The organism is Streptomyces sp. SudanB182_2057, from assembly GCF_964272715.1.
Classification (GTDB): Bacteria; Actinomycetota; Actinomycetes; order Streptomycetales; family Streptomycetaceae; genus Streptomyces; species Streptomyces rubradiris.
In genome coordinates, this window is record NZ_OZ186798.1 from 1,738,544 (window position 1) to 1,759,802 (window position 21,259).

Below are 21,259 nucleotides of genomic sequence, written 5' to 3' on the forward strand. Positions count from 1 at the left end.
ATGACGTCAGATCGCATGAGGACACGGCAGACCCCGGCCGAACCGGACCGGCCGCACCACGCCTACCGCGAGGTGACCGACGCCCGCGGCCGGGTCTACCGCGTCGGTGAGACGGACCGGGACATCCTCGGTCACTCCCGCAAGCTCATGGTGTACCTCCCGTGGGTCTCCATGATGGCCATCAGCGTCTCGGAGTACGCCTACGGCTCCGCGGAGGACACCCTGTCCGCGGCCCACGGCTGGGCCCAGAGCGACACGTTCTGGATCCTGAGCGTCTGGATCTTCTTCCAGGCGGGCATCGCGTTCCCGGCGGGCTGGCTACGCGAGCGGGGCCTGCTCACGGCGCGCCGGGCGATGTACATCGGCGCCGTGATGTGTCTGCTCGGCTTCCTGGCCCTGGCCCATCTGCGCGACGTCCTACCGGCGATCGTGGGCTTCGGTGTCGTGGGCGGAGTCGGTTCCGGGCTGATCTACGCGACGTGCATCAACATGGTCGGCAAGTGGTTCCCGGAGCGGCGCGGGGCGAGGACCGGCTTCGTCAACGGGGGCTTCGCCTACGGCTCGCTGCCCTTCATCTTCATCTTCAACTACGCGTTCGACACCGGGGATTACGACCAAGTGCTCGACCTGATCGGCTGCTACGTACTGATCGTGGTCGCGGTCTGCGCGTTCTTCTTCCAGGACCCGCCGAAGAACTGGTGGCCCGCCGACGTGGCCCCGCCGTTGGGCCCGGAGAGCGGCACGAGTGCCAAGAGCCTGGCGAAGAACCCGCCGGCGGTACGCCAGTTCACCCCCAAGGAGGCAGTGCGGACCGGGATGCTGCCGCTGATGTGGGTCATGGTCGTGATGACGGCGGGGGTGTCGATCTTCGGGATCTCCTTCCAGGTCGACTTCGCCAAGGAGGTCGGCTTCGGCCCGCTGGTCGCGGCCTCCTCGATGGGTGTCATGGCCGTCATCAACGGCATCGGCCGCGCGGTGGTGGGCTGGCTGTCGGACCTGTGGGGCCGCAGGACGACGCTGGTGTTCGTCATCGTGGTGCTGGGACTCGCCCAGTTCGGCGTCATCTGGGCCGGCGAGGCGAAGAACCAGTGGCTGTTCCTGTTCTTCGCCTTCCTCTCCGGCTTCGGCGGCGGCGCGTTCTACCCCTTGTTCGCGGCGCTGACCCCGGACTACTTCGGCGAGAACTACAACGCCACCAACTACGGCCTGGTGTACAGCGGGAAGCTGATCAGCGGGCTGTTCGGCGGCGGCCTCGGCTCCATGGTGGTCGGCGCCTGGGGCTACGACGGCGCCTACGCGCTGGCCGGCGGTGTCTCGATGGCGGCGGCGGCGCTGGCCCTGCTGCTGCGGCAGCCGGGCCGGGGCGGCACGGACCGGGTACCGGCCCCGGCGCCGCGCCCGGCCACCTGAGGCCCACTGCTCAACCCACGGTGCTGTTCCGGGCGTTCCCCCGTCCTCCAGCGGACGGGGGAACGCCCGGCGGTGCCGGTCAGGCGGTCTCGCGCTCGTGGTACGACCGCCGGGTGTGCTCGGTGTGTTCGCGCATCAGCCGGGTGGCGCGCTGCTCGTCCCGGGCGTCGATGGCGGCGATCAGCTCCCGGTGCTCGACCCACGACTGGCTGCCACGCTGCCGGGCCACCGGGGTGTAGTACCAGCGGACCCGCCGGTGCACCTGGGCGGCGAGCCCGGCGAGGACCGTGTTGCCGGCCAGTTCCATCACCTTGCCGTGGAAGGCCGCGTTGAGGGCGACCGCGCGGTCCACGTCCTCGGCCGCCACGGCCCGCTCGCCCTCGGCGCACAGTTCCTTCAGGGCGGCGATGCCGGCGCTGTCCGCGTGCGCGGCGGCCAGCCGGGCGGCCTCCGCCTCCAGCAGGGTGCGGACCGTGAGCAGTTGGTCGGCCTCCTCCTCGGTCGGCTCGTGCACGAACGCGCCCTGGGCGGGCCGCAGATCGACCCACCCCTCGGTGTTCAGCCGCTGCAGCGCCTCGCGCACGGGCTGCCGGGAGACGCCGAGGTGCCCGGCGAGTTCGCTCTCCACCAGGTGCTGTCCGGGCCGCAGGGCGCGGGTGGTGATGAGTTCCAGCAGGGCCTCGTACACGCGCTCGCGCAGCGGGCCCGGCCGCTCCAGCCTGGGCACCGCCCCGGGCGGCAGTCCGGTCGACAACATCGCGGTCCTCCTGGGCGGGTCCGACGGGGGCGATGGACGCTCGGTATCGATTGTCTTTCGTCTACAGTCTACGGTGCACGGGATCCCGTACCCAGGACCGCGGGAACGCCGTACCAGGGGCGCACGGAAGCCCGTACGCGCGGCGGCCCGTACGCGCGGAAGCCCGCACGCACGGCGGCCCGGCTCAGGGGCAGCGCACGACCTGCCCGGCGTAGGACAGGTTGCCGCCGAAGCCGAACAGCAGCACCGGGTCGCCGCTGCTCAGGGCGCCCTGTTCGAGCAGCTTGGAGAAGGCGAGCGGAATGCTGGCGGCCGAGGTGTTGCCGGACTCGGTGACATCGCGGGCGATCACCGCGTGCACGGCGCCGAGCTTCCGGGCCAGCGGTTCGATGATCCGCAGATTGGCCTGGTGCAGGACGACCCCGGCGAGGTCCTCGGGTGCCACCCCGGCCTTCTCGCAGGTCTGGCGGGCGATGGCCGGCAGCCGGGTGGTGGCCCAGCGGTAGACGCTCTGGCCCTCCTGCGCGAACCGGGGCGGGGTGCCCTCGATCCGCACGGCGTGCCCCATCTCGGGCACCGAGCCCCACAGCACCGGCCCGATGCCGGGTCCGGTGCCCGGCGGGCAGGCGGTCACGACGGCGGCGCCGGCCCCGTCGCCGACCAGGACGCAGGTGCTGCGGTCGGTCCAGTCGGTGACGTCGGACATCTTGTCGGCGCCGATGACCAGGGCGCGGGTGGCGGCACCGGCCCGCAGCGTGTGGTCGGCGGTGGCGAGGGCGTGGGTGAACCCGGCGCAGACCACGTTGACGTCCAGCGCGGCGGGCCCGGGGATGCCGAGCCGGGCCGCGACCCGGGCGGCGGTGTTCGGGGAGCGGTCGATGGCGGTGGAGGTGGCGACGAGGACCAGGTCGATGTCGTCCGGGGTCAGCCCGGCCGCGGCGAGGGCCTTGGCGGCCGCGTGCGCGGCGAGCTCGTCCACGGGCTCGTCGGGGCCGGCGATGCGCCGGGTCCGGATGCCCACCCGGCTGCGGATCCACTCGTCGCTGGTGTCGACCATGCCCGCCAGGTCGTCGTTGGTGAGCACCCGGGCGGGCTGGTAGTGGCCGATGGCGACGATGCGCGAGCCGTTCATTGCGGGAATCCCCTCGTGGCCGTGGGTGGCGGGACCCACCAGTGTGGCGAGTGACCGGCCGGTACGACGGCAGGTGAGGGCACAGGAAACCGGCGCCGCGATTGTCGGCTCCGGTCAGACTGTCGGACGTCCACACATTCCGCGCCCGCTCCGTTCCCGCCCCCGCCCGGTCCCCCGCTCCCCATGTGCAGGACAATGAGACGGTCGGCGGCCAGCACGCACAGAACCGGGGCTGATCGGAACATGGGACGAGTCACGGAACGACGCAAGGTCCTGCGCATCCGGGACGGGGCGGTCTCCACCCGTCCGGACACCCTCGTCGCGGAGGAACCCCTGGAGATCCGGCTGAACGGCAAGCCGCTGGCGATCACCATGCGGACCCCGGGCGACGACTTCGCGCTGGCGGCCGGATTCCTGGTGAGCGAGGGCGTCCTGGCCACGGCGGCGGACCTGCGGAACATCGTCTACTGCGCGGGCGCCACGGCGGACGGCTCCAACACCTACAACGTGGTCGACGTGCACACCGCCCCCGGCCTCGCCCTCCCGGACTTCACCCTGGAGCGCAACGTCTACACCACCTCCTCCTGCGGCCTGTGCGGCAAGGCCAGCCTGGACGCCGTCCGCACCACCGCGCGCTGGCCCATCGCCGACACTCCCCCGCTCCGGGTCACCCCCGAGCTGCTGGCGGGCCTCCCCGACCGGCTGCGGGCGGCCCAGCGGGTGTTCGACCGGACCGGGGGGCTGCACGCGGCGGCCCTGTTCGACGAGGACGGGGAGTTGCTGGACACCCGTGAGGACGTGGGCCGGCACAACGCGGTCGACAAGCTCGTGGGACGGGCGCTGCAGAGCGGCGCGCTGCCGCTGTCCCGGACGATCCTCATGGTCTCCGGCCGGGCCTCCTTCGAGCTGGCGCAGAAGGCGGTCATGGCGGGCATCCCGGTGCTGGCGGCCGTCTCGGCGCCGTCCTCGCTCGCGGTGGACCTGGCCGCGGAGACCGGTCTGACCCTGGTGGGCTTCCTGCGGGGCGCCTCGATGAACGTGTACGCGGGCGACCACCGCATCGCCCTGCCGGAGCCGGCCGCCCGCGGCTGACGGGCCCGCCGGGCGGCGGCGTCAGCCGTCCGCAGGAGAGTCCCCGGAGCCGCCCGGGACGCCGGAGACCCCGGAGATCCGGGCCAGCAGCTCCATGAACCGCTCCCGTTCGGCGGCCGAGAGCGGGGCGAGCAGCTCGTCGTTGGCCTCGCGCGCGGCCTTCTCGCAGCGGGCGAGGAGCCGGGCGCCGTCGTCGGTGAGGGTCACGGCGTTCTTGCGCCGGTCGCGGGGGTCGGGGGCGCGCTCGACCAGGCCCGCGGACTGGAGGTCGTTCAGGATGCCGACCACGTCCTTGGGGTCCAGGCTCACGCTCCGGCCGAGGTCGGCCTGGGCGACCGGGGCGAGGTCGCGGACGGCGGAGAGCACCACGTGGTGCCACATCCTCAGCCCCTCGGCCGCCAGGGCGTCGGCGACCAGGGCGCGGCCCCGGGCGGCGGCCCGGCCCAGCAGCCAGCTCGGCAGGGAACGGATCGCGGGCAGGGGTGCTTCGGCCATGACCGCACCCTAACCGAAGAATCATTGGACTTCCCAATGAACCTCTCCTACCGTTGGGGCACCCAACGAATTCATGGGTGTTCCCAACGAACGGTCCTGTGACCGACGGCGCCGGTGTGCCCGGCCCGAGGAGGTGTGCGATGCGTCGCGTCCGCTACGAGTCCGCCGGCGGCCCCCTGTTCCTGGAGGAGGCGCCCGTCCCGGAGCCCGGCCCCGGCGAGCTGCTGGTGCGCTGCGCCGCCGTCGGCCTCACCCTGCCGGTGGTCCGCAAGGTGGCCGAGGCCGCCGAGCCGGTGCCGCTGGGCGGGGAGGTCGCGGGCGAGGTGGTGGCGACCGGTCCCGGCGTGTCCCGCTTCCGGGCCGGCGACCGGGTGACCGGGCTGTGCTTCGGGCACGGCTACGCCGACTTCGCCGTGGTGCACGAGGCCATGGCCTCGCCGGTGCCGGACGACGCCGGGTTCGTCACCGCGATCGCTCTGGTGCGCAGCGGCCTGGTGGCCTACGGCGCGCTGAAGGCGGCACGGCTCGCGCCGGGCGAGTCGGTCCTCGTCACGGCGGCGGCGAGCGGTGTCGGGCACCTCGCGGTGCAGCTCGCCCGGGCGCGCGGCGCGGGCCGGGTGGTGGGGGCCGTCTCCAGCGCGGCGAAGGCGGACTTCGTCCGCTCCCTCGGCGCGGACGACTGCGTGCGGTACGACGACGACGGCTGGGGCGAGCCGGTCGACTGCGTCCTGGACGCCGTCGGCGGCGAACTGCTCGCCCCGGCCCTGGCCGCGCTCGCCCCGCACGGCCGCCTGGTCGCCTACAGCTCGGGCGGCGGCACGATCCAGGCGTACGACCTGCTGGTGGGCGCCAAGTCGGTGACCGGCTTCCAGATGGCGCTGATCGCCCGTGAGCGGCCGGAGCTGTACGAGCGGTGGCGCCGGGACCTGTGGCGGCTGCACGCCGAGGGAGTCCTGAAGCCCGCCGTGCACGGGGAGTTCGCGCTCCAGGACGCGGCGGCGGCGCACCGGGTGATCACCAGCCGGGCCAACCTCGGCAAAGTCGTCCTGCGCCCGTGAGTGCACGCTTCTTGTGAGCGGCGCACCCCGCAATTACCTTCGTGGGAGCGCACGTTGGACGTGGGATGTCCGGATGTCAGCTCATCCGGCCGACGAAGGGCAGGCCGCACCGTGCCGCCGAGTCTCCGCACCCGCCTCAGACCCGTACTCGCCCTCGCCGCGGCCGGGTTGCTCATGCCGTTCCTGCCCGCCGCGCCGGCCCGTGCCCAACCCACCGCGAAGGGACCGCAGTTCGAGCAGCAGGTGCTGTTCAAGGCGGCCCAGGACCCCGGCTACGCCTGCTTCCGCATCCCGGCGGTGGTGCGCACGACCGACGGCACCCTGCTGGCGTTCGCCGAGGGCCGGGTCCTCAACTGCGGCGACGCCGCCGACATCGACATCGTGCTCAAGCGCTCCACCGACGGCGGGCGCACCTGGGGACCGCTCCAGGTCGTCAACGAGGGCGCCGGCGACACCCACGGCAACCCGGCGCCGGTCGTGGACCGCGACACCGGCCGGATCTGGCTCGCGGAGACGTACAACACCGGCCGTACCGACAGCGGCAACTGCCGTGTCCCCTGCGACCGCACCCCGCACCTCCAGTACAGCGACGACGACGGCGAGACCTGGTCCGCGCCGCGCGACCTGAGCCCCGAGATCCTGCCCGCCGACTGGAACTCCTGGTACGCCACCGGGCCCGTGCACGGCATCCAGCTCACCCGCGGCCGCCACGCGGGGCGCCTGGTCTTCGGCGTCAACACCGAGACCTGGGACGGCACCAGGGTCACCGCCAACCACGCGGCGCTGATCGTCAGCGACGACCACGGCGGCCACTGGCGGATCGGCGCCACCGACACCTGGCCCATCGCCGCCGACGGCACCTTCCGGCAGAAGCCCTCCGAACTCACCCTCGCCGAGCGCTCCGACGGCTCGGTCCTGGTCAGCGGGCGGGAGCAGGACGGCACCGACCTCGGCCACCGCACCCAGGCCGTCAGCCGGGACGGCGGCACCGCCTTCACCGGGCCCTTCCGCGCCCTGCCGGACCTGTACACCCCGCAGGTGCAGGGCTCGCTGCTGCGGCTCGGCGACCGCCTGCTGCTCGCCTGCCCCGGCGACCCCGACCGGCGCCGCACCATGATGATCCGCTCCTCCTACGACGGCGGGCGGACCTGGGACGGCGCGGACCGGGGCACGGTCGTCACCACCGACTGGTCCGGCTACTCGGACCTGGTGCGCATCGGCTCGACCGCGGTCGGCCTGCTGTACGAGGGCGGGGCGGTGGACGCCCGGGACGAGATCCGCTTCGCCCGCTTCACCGAGGACTGGCTCGCCCCGCGCCGCGACCCCGACCCGGTCACCCCCGACCTCGCCCGGCACGCCCGCCCGGCGGCGGTGCTCGGCGGCCCCGAGCGTACCGACGGCGTGTCGGGCGGCGCGCTGGAGTTCGACGGCACGGACGACGCGGTCCGTCTGCCCTACCGCGCCGGACTCCCCCTCGGCACGAAGGACTTCACGGTGTCGCTGTGGTTCCGGTACGCGGCGACGGCCGGCGAGCAGCCGCTGCTGTGGATGGGCGGGATCGGCACCGGCCAGCCGCAGGTGTGGCTGCGCGGGGAACCCGCGAACGACAGGGTGCAGGCGCTGATCACCGTGCGGAACGGGGCCGGGGCGCCGCAGTCCGCGTCCGTGCGCACCCCGGTCGCCCACAACGACGGCCGGTGGCACCACGCCGTGCTCCGCCGGGGCGGCGGGCTGCTGTCGCTGTCCGTCGACGGCACGGCCGTCTCCACGGCGGACCGACCGGGCTCGGTCAGCCGCAACTCGGCCTTCGGCGTGCACCTGGGTCAGCGCATGGACGGCCGCGCCTTCCTCACCGGCGCGCTGGACGAGGTGCGGGTGTGGGACCGGGCGCTGGACGACGCGGAACTGGCGGACCCCGAGGTGCTGCGGTCAGCGCAGGACACGGTTCTCCGGCTGCCCCTGGACCGGGTCCGCGGCTGACTCCTCGGGCGCGTCCCCCTGCTCCCGGGACGCGTCCTCGGCCGCCTCCGGGTCCTGGGAGCGGCGCTTGGCGATGACCGCGCACACCATCAGCTGCATCTGGTGGAAGAGCATCAGCGGCAGGACGGCCAGGGACGCCTGGCTGCCGAACAGGACGCTCGCCATCGGCAGCCCGGACGCGAGGGACTTCTTCGAACCGGCGAACTGCACGGCGATCCGGTCCGCCCGGCCGAAGCCGAGCGCCTTGGCGCCGTACCAGGTCAGGACCAGCATCACCGCCAGCAGGACGGCCTCCACACCGAGCAGCCCGGCCAGCCGCAGCGGGCTGACCTGGTGCCAGATGCCCTGGTTCATGCCCTCGCTGAACGCGGTGTAGACGACCAGCAGGATGGAGCCGCGGTCGACCAGGCCGAGGACCTTCTTGTGCCGGGTGACGAACGCGCCGATCCAGCGCCGCAGCAGCTGCCCGGCGAGGAACGGCACCAGCAGCTGGAGCACGATCTTCACCAGCGAGTCCGTGGAGAACCCGACGGCGTCGCCGCCGAGCAGCCCCGCCGCGAGCAGCGGGGTCAGCACGATGCCGGCGAGGGAGGAGAAGGACCCGGCGCAGATCGCCGCGGGGACGTTGCCGCGGGCGATGGAGGTGAACGCGATGGACGACTGGATGGTGGACGGCACCAGCGTCAGGAACAGCAGGCCCTGGTAGAGCGGCTGGGTCAGCAGGGCCGGCACCAGGCCCCGGGCGGCCAGCCCGAACACCGGGAAGATGACGAAGGTGCAGATCAGCACGGTGAGGTGCAGCCGCCAGTGGCGCAGTCCGTCCAGCGCCTCGCCGGTGGACAGCCGGGCGCCGTAGAGGAAGAAGAGGAAGGCGATGGCGGCCGTCGAGGCGCCCGAGGTGACGTCGGCGGCCGTGCCGCGCGCCGGGAGGAGGGCGGCGAGCCCCACCGTCCCGAGCAGCAGCACGATGTACGGGTCGATCGGCAGCCAACTGGGCCGGCGCAGGCGTGTCACGGTGCTCCGATTGCTCTGTGTCTCTTGCTGTGTCGTGCGGTCCCGGGGCCCGCAGGACCCCCCTCCATCGTCCTCTCACCGCCACCGATCGGGAATCCGGTATACCGCTCTGACTGTCATCGCGTTCCGTGATGACCGTTAGGCTCGGGCTGTGTACGAGCCGACGCACCTGCGCACCTTCCTGGCAGTCGCCCAGACGCTGAGCTTCACCCAGGCCGCCCGGCGGCTGGGGCTGCGCCAGTCCACGGTGAGCCAGCATGTGCGGCGGCTGGAGGAGGCGGCCGGGCGGCAGCTGTTCGCCCGGGACACCCACTCGGTGGAGCTGACCGAGGACGGCGAGGCGATGCTGGGGTTCGCCCGCCGGATCCTGGAGGTGCACGAGCAGGCGGCGGCGTTCTTCTCCGGCACGCGCGTGCGGGGCCGGCTGCGCTTCGGCGCCTCGGAGGACTTCGTGCTGACCCGGCTGCCGGAGATCCTGGAGGGCTTCCGCTACGACCACCCGGAGGTCGACCTGGAGCTGACGGTGGAGCTGTCCGGCACGCTGTACGAGCGGCTGGCCGCCGGGAAGCTCGACCTGGTGCTGGCCAAGCGGCGGCCCGAGGACCCGCGCGGCGCGCTGGTGTGGCGCGACGACCTGGTGTGGATCGGCGCGGAGCGGCTGCGGCTGGAGGCGGACCGGCCCGTTCCGCTGATCGTCTACCCGCCGCCGGGCATCACCCGGGCCCGCGCTCTGGAGGTGCTGGAGCGGCAGGGGCGGGCGTGGCGGATCGTGTGCACGAGCGGCAGCCTCAACGGGCTGATCGCGGCGGCCCGGGCCGGCCTCGGGGTGATGGCCCACTCCCGGCGGCTGATCCCGCCGGGCCTGTTCCGGCTGCCCGAGCGGGCGGGCCTGCCCGAGCTGGGCAAGGTCGACTTCGTCCTGGTGCACGGCCGCCGCCGGGGCCCGGCCGGGGACGCCGCCGACGCGCTGGCGGCGGCGGTCCTGGCCGGCGGCGAGCGGCTGCGCCGCAGCGGCGGCTGACCGGCACGGCCCGCCGGGGCGTCACCGCGCCGGGCGGTAGGTGAGCTGCTTGACCCCGCGCAGGATGGGCGTCACCTCCACGTGCCGCACGCCCTCCAGGCGGCCGAGCGGTCCGCTGATGTAGGCGTACAGGGCGGCGGTGTCGCGGACGACGACGGTGACCACGAGCTGGGAGGGGCCGGCGGTGGCGGAGGCGAACGCGACCTCGTCGTGGCCGGCGAGGGTCCGGCCGACGGAGTCCAGGGCGCCCGGCGAGGTGGTGATCCACAGCATGGCCGTCTTGGGGAAGCCGAGGACCGCGGTGTCGTACTCGGCGTCGACGTACACCGCGCCGGAGGCGATCAGGGCGGACACCCGGCGGCGGAGCGCGGACTCGGAGCGTCCGGTGGCGCGCTGGAGTTCGGGGTAGCCGGCGCGGCCGTCGCGTTCGAGGACGGCGAGCAGCGGGGCGTCCCCGGGCTCCAGCCGGACCGGGCCCGGCCCGGGCTCGGGCGGGTCGGGGCGGAGCGCGGCGATCTGGTCCGCGTCGAGCGCCCGGAACCTGGGCAGCCAGCCGACCGGGCCGCCGTAGAAGCGGTGCAGGAGCTGCTGGGCGCGGATCTCGACGACGCTGGGGGTGCGGGGCAGCTTGCCGAGCAGCAGGTCGTCGTGGTCGCCGGGGCTGCGCGGCCGGGTGATGCAGGCGATCTCGGTGCCGCCGGAGCACAGCCCGATCCAGTAGGTGTCGGGGCGCCGGGCGAGCGCGTCGGCGATGACGGCGGCGCCGTCGGGCGCGCAGCGCAGCCGCAGCATCCACTGGTCCTCGCCGAGCCGTGCGGCGTCCCGCAGCACGACGACCCGCAGCCCGCCCTCGGCGCACAGGCGGCGGTAGCGGCGGGCGACAGTGCGGTCGGAGACACCGAGCACGGCGGCGATCCGGCTGAAGGGGGCCCGGCCGTCCACCTCCAGCGCGGAGAGCAGTTGGAGGTCCAGCAGATCGAAGGTGTCGGATTCCATCCGCAGCATGCTCTCCCCCGTCGGATTCCGTCGCCCTGGGCCCGCTGGAACGTCCGATCGGCCGCCGTCGGGACATCGTACGCGGCGGTTGACCGCACGTTCGAACAGGGAGTTGAGGAGATTGCGGAGCTGGGGGACGCTCACGGCCATATGCCTGGGCACGTTCATGCTGCTGCTGGACGTGACCATCGTGGTGGTCGCGCTGCCGGACATGGCGGGCTCGCTGCACGCGTCGCTGGGTGATTTGCAGTGGGTGGTCGACGGGTACGCGCTGGCGCTGGCCGCGCTGCTGCTCGGGGCGGGCGCGGCGGCCGACATCCTGGGCCGGCGCCGGGTGCATGTGGTGGGCGTGGTGCTGTTCGCGCTGGCCAGCCTGTTGTGCGGGCTGGCCTCGGACCCGGGGCTGCTGGTGGCGGCGCGGGCGTTGCAGGGCGTCGGCGGGGCGGCGATGTTCGCGACGACGCTGCCGCTGCTGGGCTCGGTCTACCAGGGCCGGCAGCGCTCGGCAGCGCTCGGGGTGTGGGGCGCGGTCAGCGGCGGCGCCGCGGCGGTCGGCCCGGTGCTGGGCGGGCTGATCACCGAGGGTCCGGGCTGGCGCTGGATCTTCTTCGTGAACCTGCCGGTGAGCGTGGTGGCGGTGTGGCTGACGCTGCGGACGGTCCCGGAGTCGCGGGGGCCGCGCGGCATGAGCGTCGACTGGGCGGGGACGGCGGCCTTCGCGGTGTTCGCGGGCGGGGCGACGTACGCCGTCGTGCGGGCCGGCGAGGACGGCTGGACGGCGCCCGCCACGCTGCTCTCGTTCGCCGTGGCCGCGCTGGCCGTGGTGGTGTTCGCGCTGGTGGAGCGGCGGGTGGCGCATCCGCTGCTGGATCTGTCGCTGCTGCGCCGGCCCGCGTTCGTCGGCACCATGCTGGGCGCGTTCGCCTTCAACGGGGTGGCCTTCGGCGCCATTCCGTACCTGTCGATCTGGATGCAGACGCTGCTCGGGATGTCGCCGGTGCGCGGCGGACTGACGCTGCTGCCGATGACGGTGATGTCCATGGTGGTGGCGGTGCTGGTGGGCCGGCTGCTGCACGGGGTGCCGGCCCGGCTGACGGTCGGCGGCGGGCTGCTGCTGGTCGGCGCGGGCACGCTGTGCCAGGCGGTGCTGGGCGCGGGCTCGGACTGGACGGCGCTGGTGCCGGGGTTCGTGCTGGTCGGGGCCGGTACCGGGTTCGTGGCGCCGACGGTGGCCGGGGCGGCGCTGGCCTCGGTGCCGGCCGAGCGGGCCGGGATGGCGGGCGGCGCGGTGAACACCGTCCGGCAGCTGGGCTACGCGCTCGGGGTGGCGGCCGTCGGCACCGTCGTCACCTCGCGGATGACCGACCGGCTCCCTCAGGACACGGCGCACGCGCTGGCCGGGGGCGGCGCCGGGGCGCTGCTGCGCGACGGGGTCCCGGAGCACTCCCTGCGGGCCGCGTTCGCCTCGGGACTGAACGGCGCCCTGGTGGTGACGGGCCTGGCCGGGCTGGTGGCGGGCGCCCTGGTGATGGTGCTGGTACGGCCGGGCCGCCCGACGCCCGGTCCGACACCCGAGAAGGCGCCCGAGAAGGCAGCGCCCGAGAGGGCGGCGGCAGGAGGCTGAACGCCTCCGGCGGGTGCGGGGGCACGGGCGGACGGCACACCGGCGGAATGCGGCCGGTACGGGCCGCAGGGTGGTCACGGGGCGAGGGCTCCGGGGCCGCCCCGCCCGCGTACGCCGGGACCGGCCTCGCGCCCTCCGGCCCACCGGCCCTGCGGGGCGCCGGGGCCTGTACGGATCCGGCCACCGTCACCGGCGCGTCGGCCACCGTAAGCGGCCCGTACAGATTCGGTGGAGATTACGGTACCGAAACTTACGGTGCCGTCGGTATTGTGTCCGGCCCTTCCCCATCTGCGGGCATTTCCCGGTGGTCGTCCGGGGCGGAACGCACGGTTTGCCCGGCTTCCGGACCCCTCCCGCGCACCGATCGTGTGAGGTAGCTTTCACCGCGCTGTAGCGGTGCGTGGACCGGCGACACCGAGACGCGAGAAAACGGGGAGCGAGGTTGCGCGAGTTCACCAACCCTCCGCTGGTGTCGCCACCGCCGGCGGGCGGTCTGGCCGACATCGTCTTCGAGCACGCCCTGACCGACCCCCGGCACATCGCGCTCGGCCGCAAGGACGCCGCCGGGCGGTGGCGGGACGTGACCGCCGCCGAGTTCCGCGACGAGGTCATGGCCCTCGCCAAGGGCCTGCTGGCCGACGGCGTCCGCTTCGGCGACCGCGTCGCGATCATGTCCCGCACCCGCTACGAGTGGACGCTGTTCGACTTCGCGCTGTGGACCATCGGCGCCCAGGTGGTGCCGGTCTACCCCACCTCCTCGGCCGAGCAGTGCCGCTGGATGCTGTACGACGCCGAGGTGACCGCGGCGGTCGTGGAGCACGAGGACCACGCGATGACCGTCGCCACCGTCATCGACCGGCTGCCGCGGCTGCGCCGGCTGTGGCAGCTGGACGCCGGCTGTGTGCAGGAGCTGTACGACGCCGGGGCGCACCTGGACGACGAGGTGGTGCACCGGCACCGGCAGGCGGTGACCCCGGACTCGGTCGCCACCGTCATCTACACCTCCGGCACCACGGGCCGTCCCAAGGGCTGTCTGCTGTCCCACGGCAACTTCATGTGCGAGGCGGACACCGTGCTGCGCGGGTGGGAGCCGGTGTTCCACTCCCGCGAGGGCGACGAGGCGTCCACGCTGCTGTTCCTGCCGCTGGCGCACGTCTTCGGGCGGATGGTGGAGGTCGCCGCGATCCGCGGCCGGGTCCGCTTCGGGCACCAGCCGCAGCTGCACGCCGCCGCCCTGCTGCCCGATCTGGCCGCGTTCCGGCCGACGTTCGTCCTCGCGGTGCCGTACATCTTCGAGAAGGTGTTCCACGCCGCCCGCCGCAAGGCCGAGCGGGAGGGCAGGTCGGGGCCGTTCGAGAAGGCCGTCGACATCGCCGTGAAGTACGCGGAGGCGGTGGAGGCCAAGGCGTGGGGCACCGGGCCGGGGCCGTCGGCGGCGCTGCGGATGCGGCACCAGCTGTTCGACAAGCTGGTGTACGCCAAGGTCCGCGCCGCGATGGGCGGTCGGATCCGCAACGCGATGTCCGGCGGATCGGCGATGGACCGCCGGCTGGGGTTGTTCTTCGCGGGCGCGGGCGTGCAGATCTACGAGGGCTACGGGCTGACCGAGTCGACGGCCGCCGCGACCGCCAACCCGCCCGGGCGCACCCGCTACGGCACCGTGGGCCCGCCCGTCCCGGGCGTGACCGTGCACATCGCCGACGACGGGGAGATCTGGCTGCGCGGCGACACCGTCTTCCAGGGCTATCTCAACAACCAGAAGGCCACCGACGAGACCCTGCACGACGGCTGGCTGGCCACCGGCGACCTGGGCGCGCTGGACGAGGACGGCTATCTGACCATCACCGGCCGCAAGAAGGAGATCCTGGTGACCTCCGGCGGCAAGAGCGTCTCGCCGGGCGTGCTGGAGGAGCGGGTCCGCGAGCATCCGCTGGTCGGCCAGTGCATCGTGGTCGGCAACGACCGCCCCTACATCGCCGCCCTGGTCACCCTGGACCGGGAGGCGGTCGAGCACTGGCTCCAGATGCGCGGCAAGCCGGGGATGACCGCGGCCGAGCTGGTGCGCGACGCGGATCTGGAGGCGGAGGTGCGGCGCGCGGTGGTGGCCGCCAACACGCTGGTCTCGCAGGCGGAGTCGATCCGCACCTTCCGCATCCTGGCCCAGCCGTTCACCGAGGAACACGGCCTGCTGACGCCGTCGCTGAAGCTGAAGCGGAAGGCGATCGAGAAGGCGTACGAGAACGAGGTGGAGGCGCTCTACCGCGCCTGACCCCTCCCCCCCTCGGCGGACCGGCGGGCCGGCGGGCCGGGACGACGCGCGCGGCCAGGAATGCGGAACGGCCCGTGATCGTTGACCATGGGAGTAACACCTGTCCACAACCGAAGGACCAAGAGGCTCGTGAGCAGCAACGTCCCCCCGATCATCCTCAACAACGGCGTCGAGATGCCCCAGCTGGGATACGGCGTCTGGCAGGTGCCGGACGACGAGGCCGAACGAGCCGTCGCCGCGGCGCTCCAGGCGGGTTACCGCAGCATCGACACCGCCGCGATCTACGGCAACGAGGAGGGCACCGGCCGGGCCATCGCCGCCTCCGGCGTGCCCCGCGAGGAGATCTTCGTCACCACCAAGGTCTGGAACAGCGACCACGGCTACGACGCCACACTGCGCGCCTTCGACACGTCGCTGGCGAACCTGGGGCTCGACTACGTCGACCTGTACCTGATCCACTGGCCGCTGCCGTCCCGGGACGCGTACGTCGACACCTACAAGGCGTTCGAGAAGCTGTACGCGGACAAGCGGGTGCGTGCCATCGGCGTCTCCAACTTCCTGCCCGAGCACCTGCGGCGGCTGACCGAGGAGACCTCGGTCGTCCCGGCGGTCAACCAGATCGAGCTGCACCCGCACCTGCAGCAGCGCGAGTCGCGCGCCCTCCACGGGGAGCTGGGCATCGCCACCGAGGCGTGGTCGCCGCTCGGCCAGGGCAAGGGTCTGCTGGAGGTGCCCGCCATCGTGGCGATCGCGCGCAAGCACGACCGCACCCCGGCGCAGGTCGTGCTGCGCTGGCACCTCCAGCTGGGCAACATCGTGATCCCGAAGTCCGTGACGCCGTCCCGGATCAAGGAGAACATCGCGGTGTTCGACTTCAGCCTGGACGACGAGGACCTCGCGGCGATCAGCGCGCTCAACGAGGACCGGCGGCTCGGCCCCGACCCGGCCACCTTCGACATGGTCTGATCACCGGCCCGGCGCGCGCCCCGCGGCTCAGTCGGGGCGCACGTCGGCGTACACGACCTCGAACTCCTCGAGGCCGACCACGTCGACGTGCGCCTTGGCCGACGCCTCGTGGCGCGCGCCGGCCATGGCCGCCCGCGACGCGGCCAGCGCGCCGCGGTCGGCGAACAGGGCGCCGGCCACGGCCTGTCCCCGCTCCCGGTCGAGCAGCAGGGAGATCCGGCACAGCCCCGGCAGCGTCTCGGCCCGCGGCACCACCGTGGCCCGGAAGGCGTCGACGACCAGGTCCGCGTCGCGCGGGTCGAACTCCAGCCGGGCGGCGCGCAGTCCGCCGCCCTGCCGGGGGTGCTCGATCCGGTGGAACACCGCGGCCTCGTAGTCGGCGACCGACACCGTGCCGGCGAAGGGCTCCAGCAGCGCCCCGCGCCGCTCGCGCATGACCTCGTCGCTGTTGTGCCGCGCCGCCTCGGTCTCCCACCAGCTCGCCGCGAGGAGTTTGCCGAGTTCGCGGTCCACGAAGATGCCCGCGCCCCGGTACCCCGGGCGTTCCTCCAGCAGGTCCCGCCCCTCGCTGTTCAGCGACCGCACGGCCGCGTCCAGCAGCGCGGGATCACCGGTCGCGTACACCGCGCGTACGAACATGGGACTCGCCTCCGCGAACGGCGACCGTGGAACGGCCGGACTTCCGAGTCACGTTTCGACCCCACCAGTCTCTCCAGCGGCAGCGTTCACCGCAACGCGCACGGGTTTCAGCCGTTCGCAACCCGAGGGTTGACGGGGGCATGCCGTGCGGGCACGGTGGAGCGCATCCGGTAAGGAAACTTTCCTAACAGAAGGGTCCCGCCGTGCGTCTCCGAACCCTCACCCTCGCCGCGGCCTCCGGCGCCGCCCTGCTCGCCGCCGGTCTCCTGCCCGCCCACGCCTCCGCCGCCGCCCCGAAGTCCGCCCAGGAGGGCACGGTCGGCGCCGCCGACCTGCTCGCCAAGGTGACCTCCTGTTCCCAGATCTCCAGCGGCAAGTACAGGACCGACGAGGAGACCTCGGCCACGGTCCCCGTGTGCGGCAAGAACGGCGCGGTGTTCTGGAAGGCGGACATGGACATCGACTGCGACGGCCAGCGCACCACCAACTGCAACGAGGACCGCGACCCCTGGTTCCAGGCCGACACCGCCTTCCACCAGTCCGACGGCAAGCCGCTGAACGCGGAGACCCTGCCGTACGTCGTGGTGCCCAGCACCAGCACCATCTGGAACTACTCGAACGCCGGGATCAAGGGCGGCGGCGTGGTCGCCGTCATCTACGGCGGCAAGGTCGAGTACGCCGTCGTCGGCGACACCGGCCCCTCGAAGATCATCGGCGAGGCGTCGTACGCCACCGCCAAGGCGCTCGGCATCGACCCGGACCCGGAGACCGGCGGCGCGGACTCGGGCGTGACCTACATCCTGTTCAAGAACTCCAAGGTCTCCCCGATAGAGAGCCACAGCGCCGCGGTCACCCTCGGGGACCAGTTGGCCAAGCAGTTCCTCGCGGACAACTGACGCCGGTCGTCCGTCAGACGGGCTGGCCCACCGGGCGGACGACCACGGTGTTGACATCCACGCCGGTCGGCTGCCGGATCGCCCAGACCACCGAGTCGGCGATCTGGTCCGCGGTCAGCAGATGCCCCGGGGGCAGGCTGCCGTAGCTGTCCCAGAAGGGCGTCTCCACCCGGCCGGGGGCCACCAGCGTGACCCCGACACCGAACTCCGTGACCTGCCGCCGGGTGTTCTCGGCGAGCCCCGTCACCGCCCACTTGGTGGCGCCGTAGAGGTTCCCGGGGCCGTGCACGAACCCGGCGACGCTGCCGATGAGGACGATCCGGCCCCGGGTCTCCTTCAGCGCGTCGATGGAGGCCCGGATGAGCAGGGCCGGGCCGAGCACGTTGGTGAGGACCATCTCGGCCCAGCCGGACGGGTCACCGTCCGCCACGGTGTCATGGGTGGCGAGCCCGGCGTTGGCGACGACGGTGTCCAGCCGGCCGTACGCCTTCAGCGTGAGGTCGACCGCGTGCCGGACGTCGGCGTGGTCCGCGGCGTCGCCGGCCACCGTCAGCAGCCCCTCGGGGCTGCCGAGTCCGTCGGCGAAGTCCCGCAGCCGTCGCTCCCCGCGCCCGGTGACGGACACCCGGTGCCCGGCGTCGAGGAGTTGCCGCGCCACGGCGGCGCCGATCCCGCTGCCGCCGCCGGTGATGAGCGCGACCGGAGAGTCGTTCGTGGTCATGTGTCTGGCCCCCTGCACATCGGTGAAGTGCCCGGAGTCCATCACTTGGAGAACACTTCAAGTCAAGTGGGGGATCAGCCCTGGCGGACGGCGGTGTGCACGGTGTACGCGCCGAGCACGAACACGTCCGGGCGCAGGTGCACGCTCGCCGGGTCGGCCGGGTCCAGGAGCCGGTCGAGGGTGGCGCGGTCGTCGGCGTCCAGCTCCTCGCCGACACCCTCGCGCACCCGGGACAGGTGCGCGGCGACATAGGCGCGGGCCCGCTCGTCGACCGGGGCGGGCAGGTCGAGCAGGAAGGTGCGGGTGCCGGTGTGCTTCAGACCGGCCGCGGTCAGCAGGGCGGGCCAGTCCTCGGTCTCGGCGACGGAGCCCGGCAGTTCGGCCCGCATCCGGGCGAACCACTCCTCCTGCAGGGCGTCGAGCCGGGCCTGGAGTCCGGGGCGGCCGATGCCGAAGTCCCGGGGCAGGAAGCGGGAGGGCAGTTCGCCCTCCAGCAGGGCCAGGGTGCCGCCGGGGGCCAGATGTCCGGCGAACGCGGCGAGCGCGGCCCGCTGGTCGCCGAGGTGGTGCAGGCTGCGGCTGGCCCACAGCAGGTCGGCCGGGCGGTCCAGGCGGCCGAGCGCCTCGGGCAGTTCGCCGGCGACGGTGTCGAAGCGGTCCCCGACGCCGAGCCGGGCGGCCCGGTCCCGGGCGCGTTCCAGCAGCGGCGCGGTGCCGTCGACAGCGACGACCCGGGCGGTGGGGAACGCCTCGGCGAACAGGCAGGCGACGACGCCGGGGCCGCTGCCCGCGTCCACCACGAGCCCGGGCTCGGTGACGTCCTGCCCGAGCCAGGCCATGGCCTCCTGGTAGACGGGGGCGAACAGCTCCGCCTGCGATTCCAGCAGACCGGCCAGTTCGTTCCAGTCGATGTCCGTACCGTGCCCGTGACCATGTCCGTGGCCGTGCCCGGCGTGGTGCCGGTGGTGCTGTTCCTGGTGTCCGTGTGCCATGGTGATCAGCCTCTCGTCCGGTGTGCCGTCAGGGTGCGACGGCACACCGGCCGGGGGCCACTTCCGTTGCCGTTCCGGCAAACACGTATGCCGGAACGGACCGCCGGGGCCCGGGGGTCGGGCGGGCCCCGGCGGAGTCACCGCGTTACGGCAGCGGCGGGTAGGCGTTCTGCATCAGCTGCTGGAACTGGGCGGAGAACCAGTGCCCGGCCAGCGGCGAGTTCGGCAGCGCGCCCGAGGGGTTGTTGCCGTTGCGCGCGTTGCCACCGTAGGTGGGGTCGCACATCTGGTCGAAGCCCTTGCCCTCGTCGTTGTCGATGGGGGCGCTGGCACCGTCGGACTGCCCCGGCGGCTTGGCCCACACGTAGGCGTCTATCCCGGCGGCGGGAGCGACGGTCGGCCGTTCGCCGAGTCCGGCACCGCTCTGGTTGCACCAGTTGCCGACGTGGATGCGCCGGTCGATGCGACCGCCGTTGACGTAGTTGTCGACCGAGGTCAGCGGGCCGGGGCCGGTGGGCCGGGCGCTGCCGCCCCAGCCGTTGCGGGAGGTGTCGATCAGCATGCCGATGTTGGAGCTGAACCCGGACGAGATCAGCTTGTCCCGCAGGCCCTGCGCGTACGACTGCTCGTCCACGTACTGGTTCCAGTCGACCCACTTCGACTGGCGGACGGTCTGGCCGTTCACCGTGTCGGAGACCTTGAAGTTGGGTTCCTTGGTCGGGCTGTAGTTGGCCGTGTTGACGATGAAGCCGGCCACGTCGCTCAGGCTGGCCCCGTTGGTCGTGGCGACCTTGTAGAACTCCTGGGCGGTCGGGCCGAGGTTGGTGTCCCAGCCGAGCCAGCCGTGGTGGCCGGCGTCGATGTAGTTGTAGACGTTCGAGAGGTTGCCCAGCTTGTCCAGGGCGTAGCTCACGCCCTTCTCGTAGTTGCCGTTGGCCTTCATGGTCACGCAGGCGTCGGTGGTGGTGTTGGTGCCGCCGGCGTTGGTGACCAGGTTGGGCAGCGAGTCGGGCTCGATGAGCGCGGAGATGCGCAGGCCCGCGTACTTGGAGTCGGCCAGGATCGAGGCGATGGGGTCGATGTACTGCGTCTTGTACTTGTCGATGTCCGTCGGGCCGAGTTCGCCGTTGGAGGCGAGGGCGGCGCAGTCCCGGCCGGGCAGGTCGTAGATGACCAGCTGGACGACCAGTTCGCCGGAGCCCTTCTGCTTGAGGGCCTCGTCCAGGTGGGCGCGCAGGCCCATGCCGCCGTTGACGCCGTTGATGGCCGCGATGCGGTCCAGCCAGACGAACGTGGGCTGGCTGGAGACGCGGCTGCCGCCCGGCTCGGCGGCGGCCAGCTTCGACCACTCCGGGTCCACGTACACCTTGGCGCCGGTGTACGGGTTGTCGACGCGGCCGGCGCCGCCACCGCCGCCGGTGTCACCGCCCCCGCCGGTGTCGCCACCGCCGCCGTTGTCACCGCCGCCGCCGTTGTCGACGTTGCAGGCGACCCCGTCGAGGGTGAACGTGGCGGGCACCGCGTTGGTGCCGGTGTAGCTGCCCTGGAACCCGAAGCTCACCGAACCGCCGGTGGCCAGCGAGCCGTTGTAGCTCTCGTTGGCGGCGGTGACCGCGTTGCCGCTCTGGCTGAGCTTGGCGTTCCAGCCGCTGGTGACCTTCTGGTCGCCGGCGTACGACCACTTCAGCGACCAACTGGACTTGGCGGGCGAGTTGTTGGTGAGGGTCACGGCGGCGGTGAAGCCGGTGCTCCACTGGTTCTGCACCTTGTAGTCCACGGTGCAGGGGACGGCGGCGGCAGCGGCGGTGGCCGACTGCATGCCCAGTGCCGTCCCGGAGGCCCCGGCGACCAGCGCCAGGGCGGCGAGCAGTGATGTTCTGGTACGACTCATGAGTGCGGGTGTCCTTCGGTGAGATGTCGTGCCGTGTGATGTCGTGCCGTGTGGTGCCGTGTCGGGAACTAGGGGGTGACGGCGCGCGGGCGGTCGCGCGGCCCGGCGCCGTACGCGGCGGGTGTGCCGTCGTGGGCGTGGCGGTGGCGGGCGGCGGGGAGTCCGCCCGCCGGGTCGGCGGGTTCGCGGGTGTTCCACAGCCCGAGGCCGTCCTGGAAGCCCTCGGCCCACTGGCCGGTGGCGGCCGAGGGTGCGCAGGACGGGGGGTGGCGCATGAGCGAGTCCTCGCGGTGTGGCGCGCCCTGA

At 73.1% G+C, this 21,259-nt stretch carries 19 protein-coding genes; 9 read left to right on the forward strand and 10 right to left on the reverse strand.

All coding sequences use genetic code 11. The features are described from left to right. Positions 1 to 1,410, forward strand: coding sequence for an OFA family MFS transporter (locus tag ACSURM_RS07275; RefSeq protein WP_436954132.1), 1,410 nt, complete (start codon positions 1 to 3; stop codon positions 1,408 to 1,410). Between the two features lie 79 nt (positions 1,411 to 1,489). Here the strand turns inward: ACSURM_RS07275 and ACSURM_RS07280 are convergent, their stop codons facing one another. Then, positions 1,490 to 2,167 (reverse strand): GntR family transcriptional regulator, encoded by a 678-nt coding sequence (locus tag ACSURM_RS07280; RefSeq protein WP_436954133.1) that lies wholly within the window; start codon positions 2,165 to 2,167, stop codon positions 1,490 to 1,492. Between the two features lie 184 nt (positions 2,168 to 2,351). Further along, positions 2,352 to 3,299, reverse strand: a complete 948-nt coding sequence (locus ACSURM_RS07285; RefSeq protein WP_436954134.1) for a beta-ketoacyl-ACP synthase III — start codon at positions 3,297 to 3,299, stop codon at positions 2,352 to 2,354. Between the two features lie 243 nt (positions 3,300 to 3,542). On the opposite strand from ACSURM_RS07285, the gene fdhD reads away from it, so the two are divergent. Next, the gene (gene fdhD, locus ACSURM_RS07290) at positions 3,543 to 4,391 is read left to right on the forward strand and encodes a formate dehydrogenase accessory sulfurtransferase FdhD (protein WP_436954135.1); all 849 of its coding nucleotides are present in this window, start codon (positions 3,543 to 3,545) and stop codon (positions 4,389 to 4,391) included. A gap of 21 nt (positions 4,392 to 4,412) precedes the next feature. On the opposite strand, the gene ACSURM_RS07295 is transcribed toward fdhD, so the two are convergent. Beyond that, entirely contained in the window at positions 4,413 to 4,886 is a 474-nt protein-coding gene (locus tag ACSURM_RS07295; protein WP_436954136.1) for a MarR family winged helix-turn-helix transcriptional regulator, read from the reverse strand. 140 nt (positions 4,887 to 5,026) lie between these two features. Between ACSURM_RS07295 and ACSURM_RS07300 the strand changes: the two genes are divergently transcribed. After that, positions 5,027 to 5,944, forward strand: coding sequence for a quinone oxidoreductase family protein (locus tag ACSURM_RS07300; protein ID WP_436954137.1), 918 nt, complete (start codon positions 5,027 to 5,029; stop codon positions 5,942 to 5,944). Positions 5,945 to 6,055: 111 nt separating this feature from the next. Then, positions 6,056 to 7,924, forward strand: a complete 1,869-nt coding sequence (locus tag ACSURM_RS07305; RefSeq protein WP_436954138.1) for an exo-alpha-sialidase — start codon at positions 6,056 to 6,058, stop codon at positions 7,922 to 7,924. On the opposite strand, the gene ACSURM_RS07310 is transcribed toward ACSURM_RS07305, so the two are convergent. After that, positions 7,874 to 8,938: a bile acid:sodium symporter family protein gene (locus ACSURM_RS07310; protein ID WP_436954139.1), complete on the reverse strand. Its 1,065-nt coding sequence runs from the start codon at positions 8,936 to 8,938 to the stop codon at positions 7,874 to 7,876. The two genes, ACSURM_RS07305 and ACSURM_RS07310, sit on opposite strands and share 51 nt — an antisense overlap. 151 nt (positions 8,939 to 9,089) lie before the next feature. Here ACSURM_RS07310 and ACSURM_RS07315 point away from each other — a divergent pair, with 151 nt between their 5' ends. Beyond that, positions 9,090 to 9,959, forward strand: a complete 870-nt coding sequence (locus ACSURM_RS07315) for a LysR substrate-binding domain-containing protein (protein WP_436954140.1) — start codon at positions 9,090 to 9,092, stop codon at positions 9,957 to 9,959. A gap of 21 nt (positions 9,960 to 9,980) precedes the next feature. On the opposite strand, the gene ACSURM_RS07320 is transcribed toward ACSURM_RS07315, so the two are convergent. Continuing rightward, complete coding sequence (locus ACSURM_RS07320) at positions 9,981 to 10,964, reverse strand: Lrp/AsnC family transcriptional regulator (RefSeq protein ID WP_436954141.1); 984 nt, start codon at positions 10,962 to 10,964, stop codon at positions 9,981 to 9,983. Between the two features lie 112 nt (positions 10,965 to 11,076). On the opposite strand from ACSURM_RS07320, the gene ACSURM_RS07325 reads away from it, so the two are divergent. From ACSURM_RS07325 to ACSURM_RS07335, 3 genes are all read left to right on the forward strand, one after another. Then, positions 11,077 to 12,579: an MFS transporter gene (locus ACSURM_RS07325; RefSeq protein WP_436954142.1), complete on the forward strand. Its 1,503-nt coding sequence runs from the start codon at positions 11,077 to 11,079 to the stop codon at positions 12,577 to 12,579. A 442-nt stretch (positions 12,580 to 13,021) separates the two neighbouring features. Further along, positions 13,022 to 14,848: an AMP-dependent synthetase/ligase gene (locus ACSURM_RS07330; RefSeq protein WP_436954143.1), complete on the forward strand. Its 1,827-nt coding sequence runs from the start codon at positions 13,022 to 13,024 to the stop codon at positions 14,846 to 14,848. Positions 14,849 to 14,977: 129 nt separating this feature from the next. Next, on the forward strand, positions 14,978 to 15,814 hold the full coding sequence (locus ACSURM_RS07335; protein ID WP_436954144.1) for an aldo/keto reductase: 837 nt from the start codon (positions 14,978 to 14,980) through the stop codon (positions 15,812 to 15,814). A gap of 27 nt (positions 15,815 to 15,841) precedes the next feature. Here ACSURM_RS07335 and ACSURM_RS07340 read toward each other — a convergent pair whose 3' ends face one another. Continuing rightward, positions 15,842 to 16,453 (reverse strand): hypothetical protein, encoded by a 612-nt coding sequence (locus ACSURM_RS07340; protein WP_436954145.1) that lies wholly within the window; start codon positions 16,451 to 16,453, stop codon positions 15,842 to 15,844. A gap of 203 nt (positions 16,454 to 16,656) precedes the next feature. On the opposite strand from ACSURM_RS07340, the gene ACSURM_RS07345 reads away from it, so the two are divergent. Then, complete coding sequence (locus tag ACSURM_RS07345) at positions 16,657 to 17,349, forward strand: glycoside hydrolase family 75 protein (RefSeq protein WP_436954146.1); 693 nt, start codon at positions 16,657 to 16,659, stop codon at positions 17,347 to 17,349. 13 nt (positions 17,350 to 17,362) lie between these two features. On the opposite strand, the gene ACSURM_RS07350 is transcribed toward ACSURM_RS07345, so the two are convergent. From ACSURM_RS07350 to ACSURM_RS07365, 4 genes are all read right to left on the reverse strand, one after another. Further along, the gene (locus ACSURM_RS07350; RefSeq protein ID WP_436954147.1) at positions 17,363 to 18,070 is read right to left on the reverse strand and encodes an SDR family oxidoreductase; all 708 of its coding nucleotides are present in this window, start codon (positions 18,068 to 18,070) and stop codon (positions 17,363 to 17,365) included. A 74-nt stretch (positions 18,071 to 18,144) separates the two neighbouring features. After that, complete coding sequence (locus ACSURM_RS07355) at positions 18,145 to 19,062, reverse strand: class I SAM-dependent methyltransferase (protein ID WP_436954148.1); 918 nt, start codon at positions 19,060 to 19,062, stop codon at positions 18,145 to 18,147. Between the two features lie 145 nt (positions 19,063 to 19,207). Then, positions 19,208 to 20,953, reverse strand: coding sequence for a glycoside hydrolase family 6 protein (locus ACSURM_RS07360; RefSeq protein WP_436954149.1), 1,746 nt, complete (start codon positions 20,951 to 20,953; stop codon positions 19,208 to 19,210). Positions 20,954 to 21,021: 68 nt separating this feature from the next. Next, entirely contained in the window at positions 21,022 to 21,228 is a 207-nt protein-coding gene (locus ACSURM_RS07365) for a hypothetical protein (RefSeq protein ID WP_436954150.1), read from the reverse strand. Between the last annotated feature and the right edge of the window lie 31 nt (positions 21,229 to 21,259).

Coding starts and splice junctions, on each gene's coding strand:
- ACSURM_RS07350 (WP_436954147.1), bottom strand. CDS start 18,070: ATGACCACGAACGACTCTCCGGTCGCGCTCATCACCGGCGGCGGCAGC.
- ACSURM_RS07340 (WP_436954145.1), bottom strand. CDS start 16,453: ATGTTCGTACGCGCGGTGTACGCGACCGGTGATCCCGCGCTGCTGGAC.
- fdhD (WP_436954135.1), top strand. CDS start 3,543: ATGGGACGAGTCACGGAACGACGCAAGGTCCTGCGCATCCGGGACGGG.
- ACSURM_RS07275 (WP_436954132.1), top strand. CDS start 1: ATGACGTCAGATCGCATGAGGACACGGCAGACCCCGGCCGAACCGGAC.
- ACSURM_RS07300 (WP_436954137.1), top strand. CDS start 5,027: ATGCGTCGCGTCCGCTACGAGTCCGCCGGCGGCCCCCTGTTCCTGGAG.
- ACSURM_RS07285 (WP_436954134.1), bottom strand. CDS start 3,299: ATGAACGGCTCGCGCATCGTCGCCATCGGCCACTACCAGCCCGCCCGG.
- ACSURM_RS07355 (WP_436954148.1), bottom strand. CDS start 19,062: ATGGCACACGGACACCAGGAACAGCACCACCGGCACCACGCCGGGCAC.
- ACSURM_RS07360 (WP_436954149.1), bottom strand. CDS start 20,953: ATGAGTCGTACCAGAACATCACTGCTCGCCGCCCTGGCGCTGGTCGCC.
- ACSURM_RS07365 (WP_436954150.1), bottom strand. CDS start 21,228: ATGCGCCACCCCCCGTCCTGCGCACCCTCGGCCGCCACCGGCCAGTGG.
- ACSURM_RS07280 (WP_436954133.1), bottom strand. CDS start 2,167: ATGTTGTCGACCGGACTGCCGCCCGGGGCGGTGCCCAGGCTGGAGCGG.
- ACSURM_RS07295 (WP_436954136.1), bottom strand. CDS start 4,886: ATGGCCGAAGCACCCCTGCCCGCGATCCGTTCCCTGCCGAGCTGGCTG.
- ACSURM_RS07320 (WP_436954141.1), bottom strand. CDS start 10,964: ATGCTGCGGATGGAATCCGACACCTTCGATCTGCTGGACCTCCAACTG.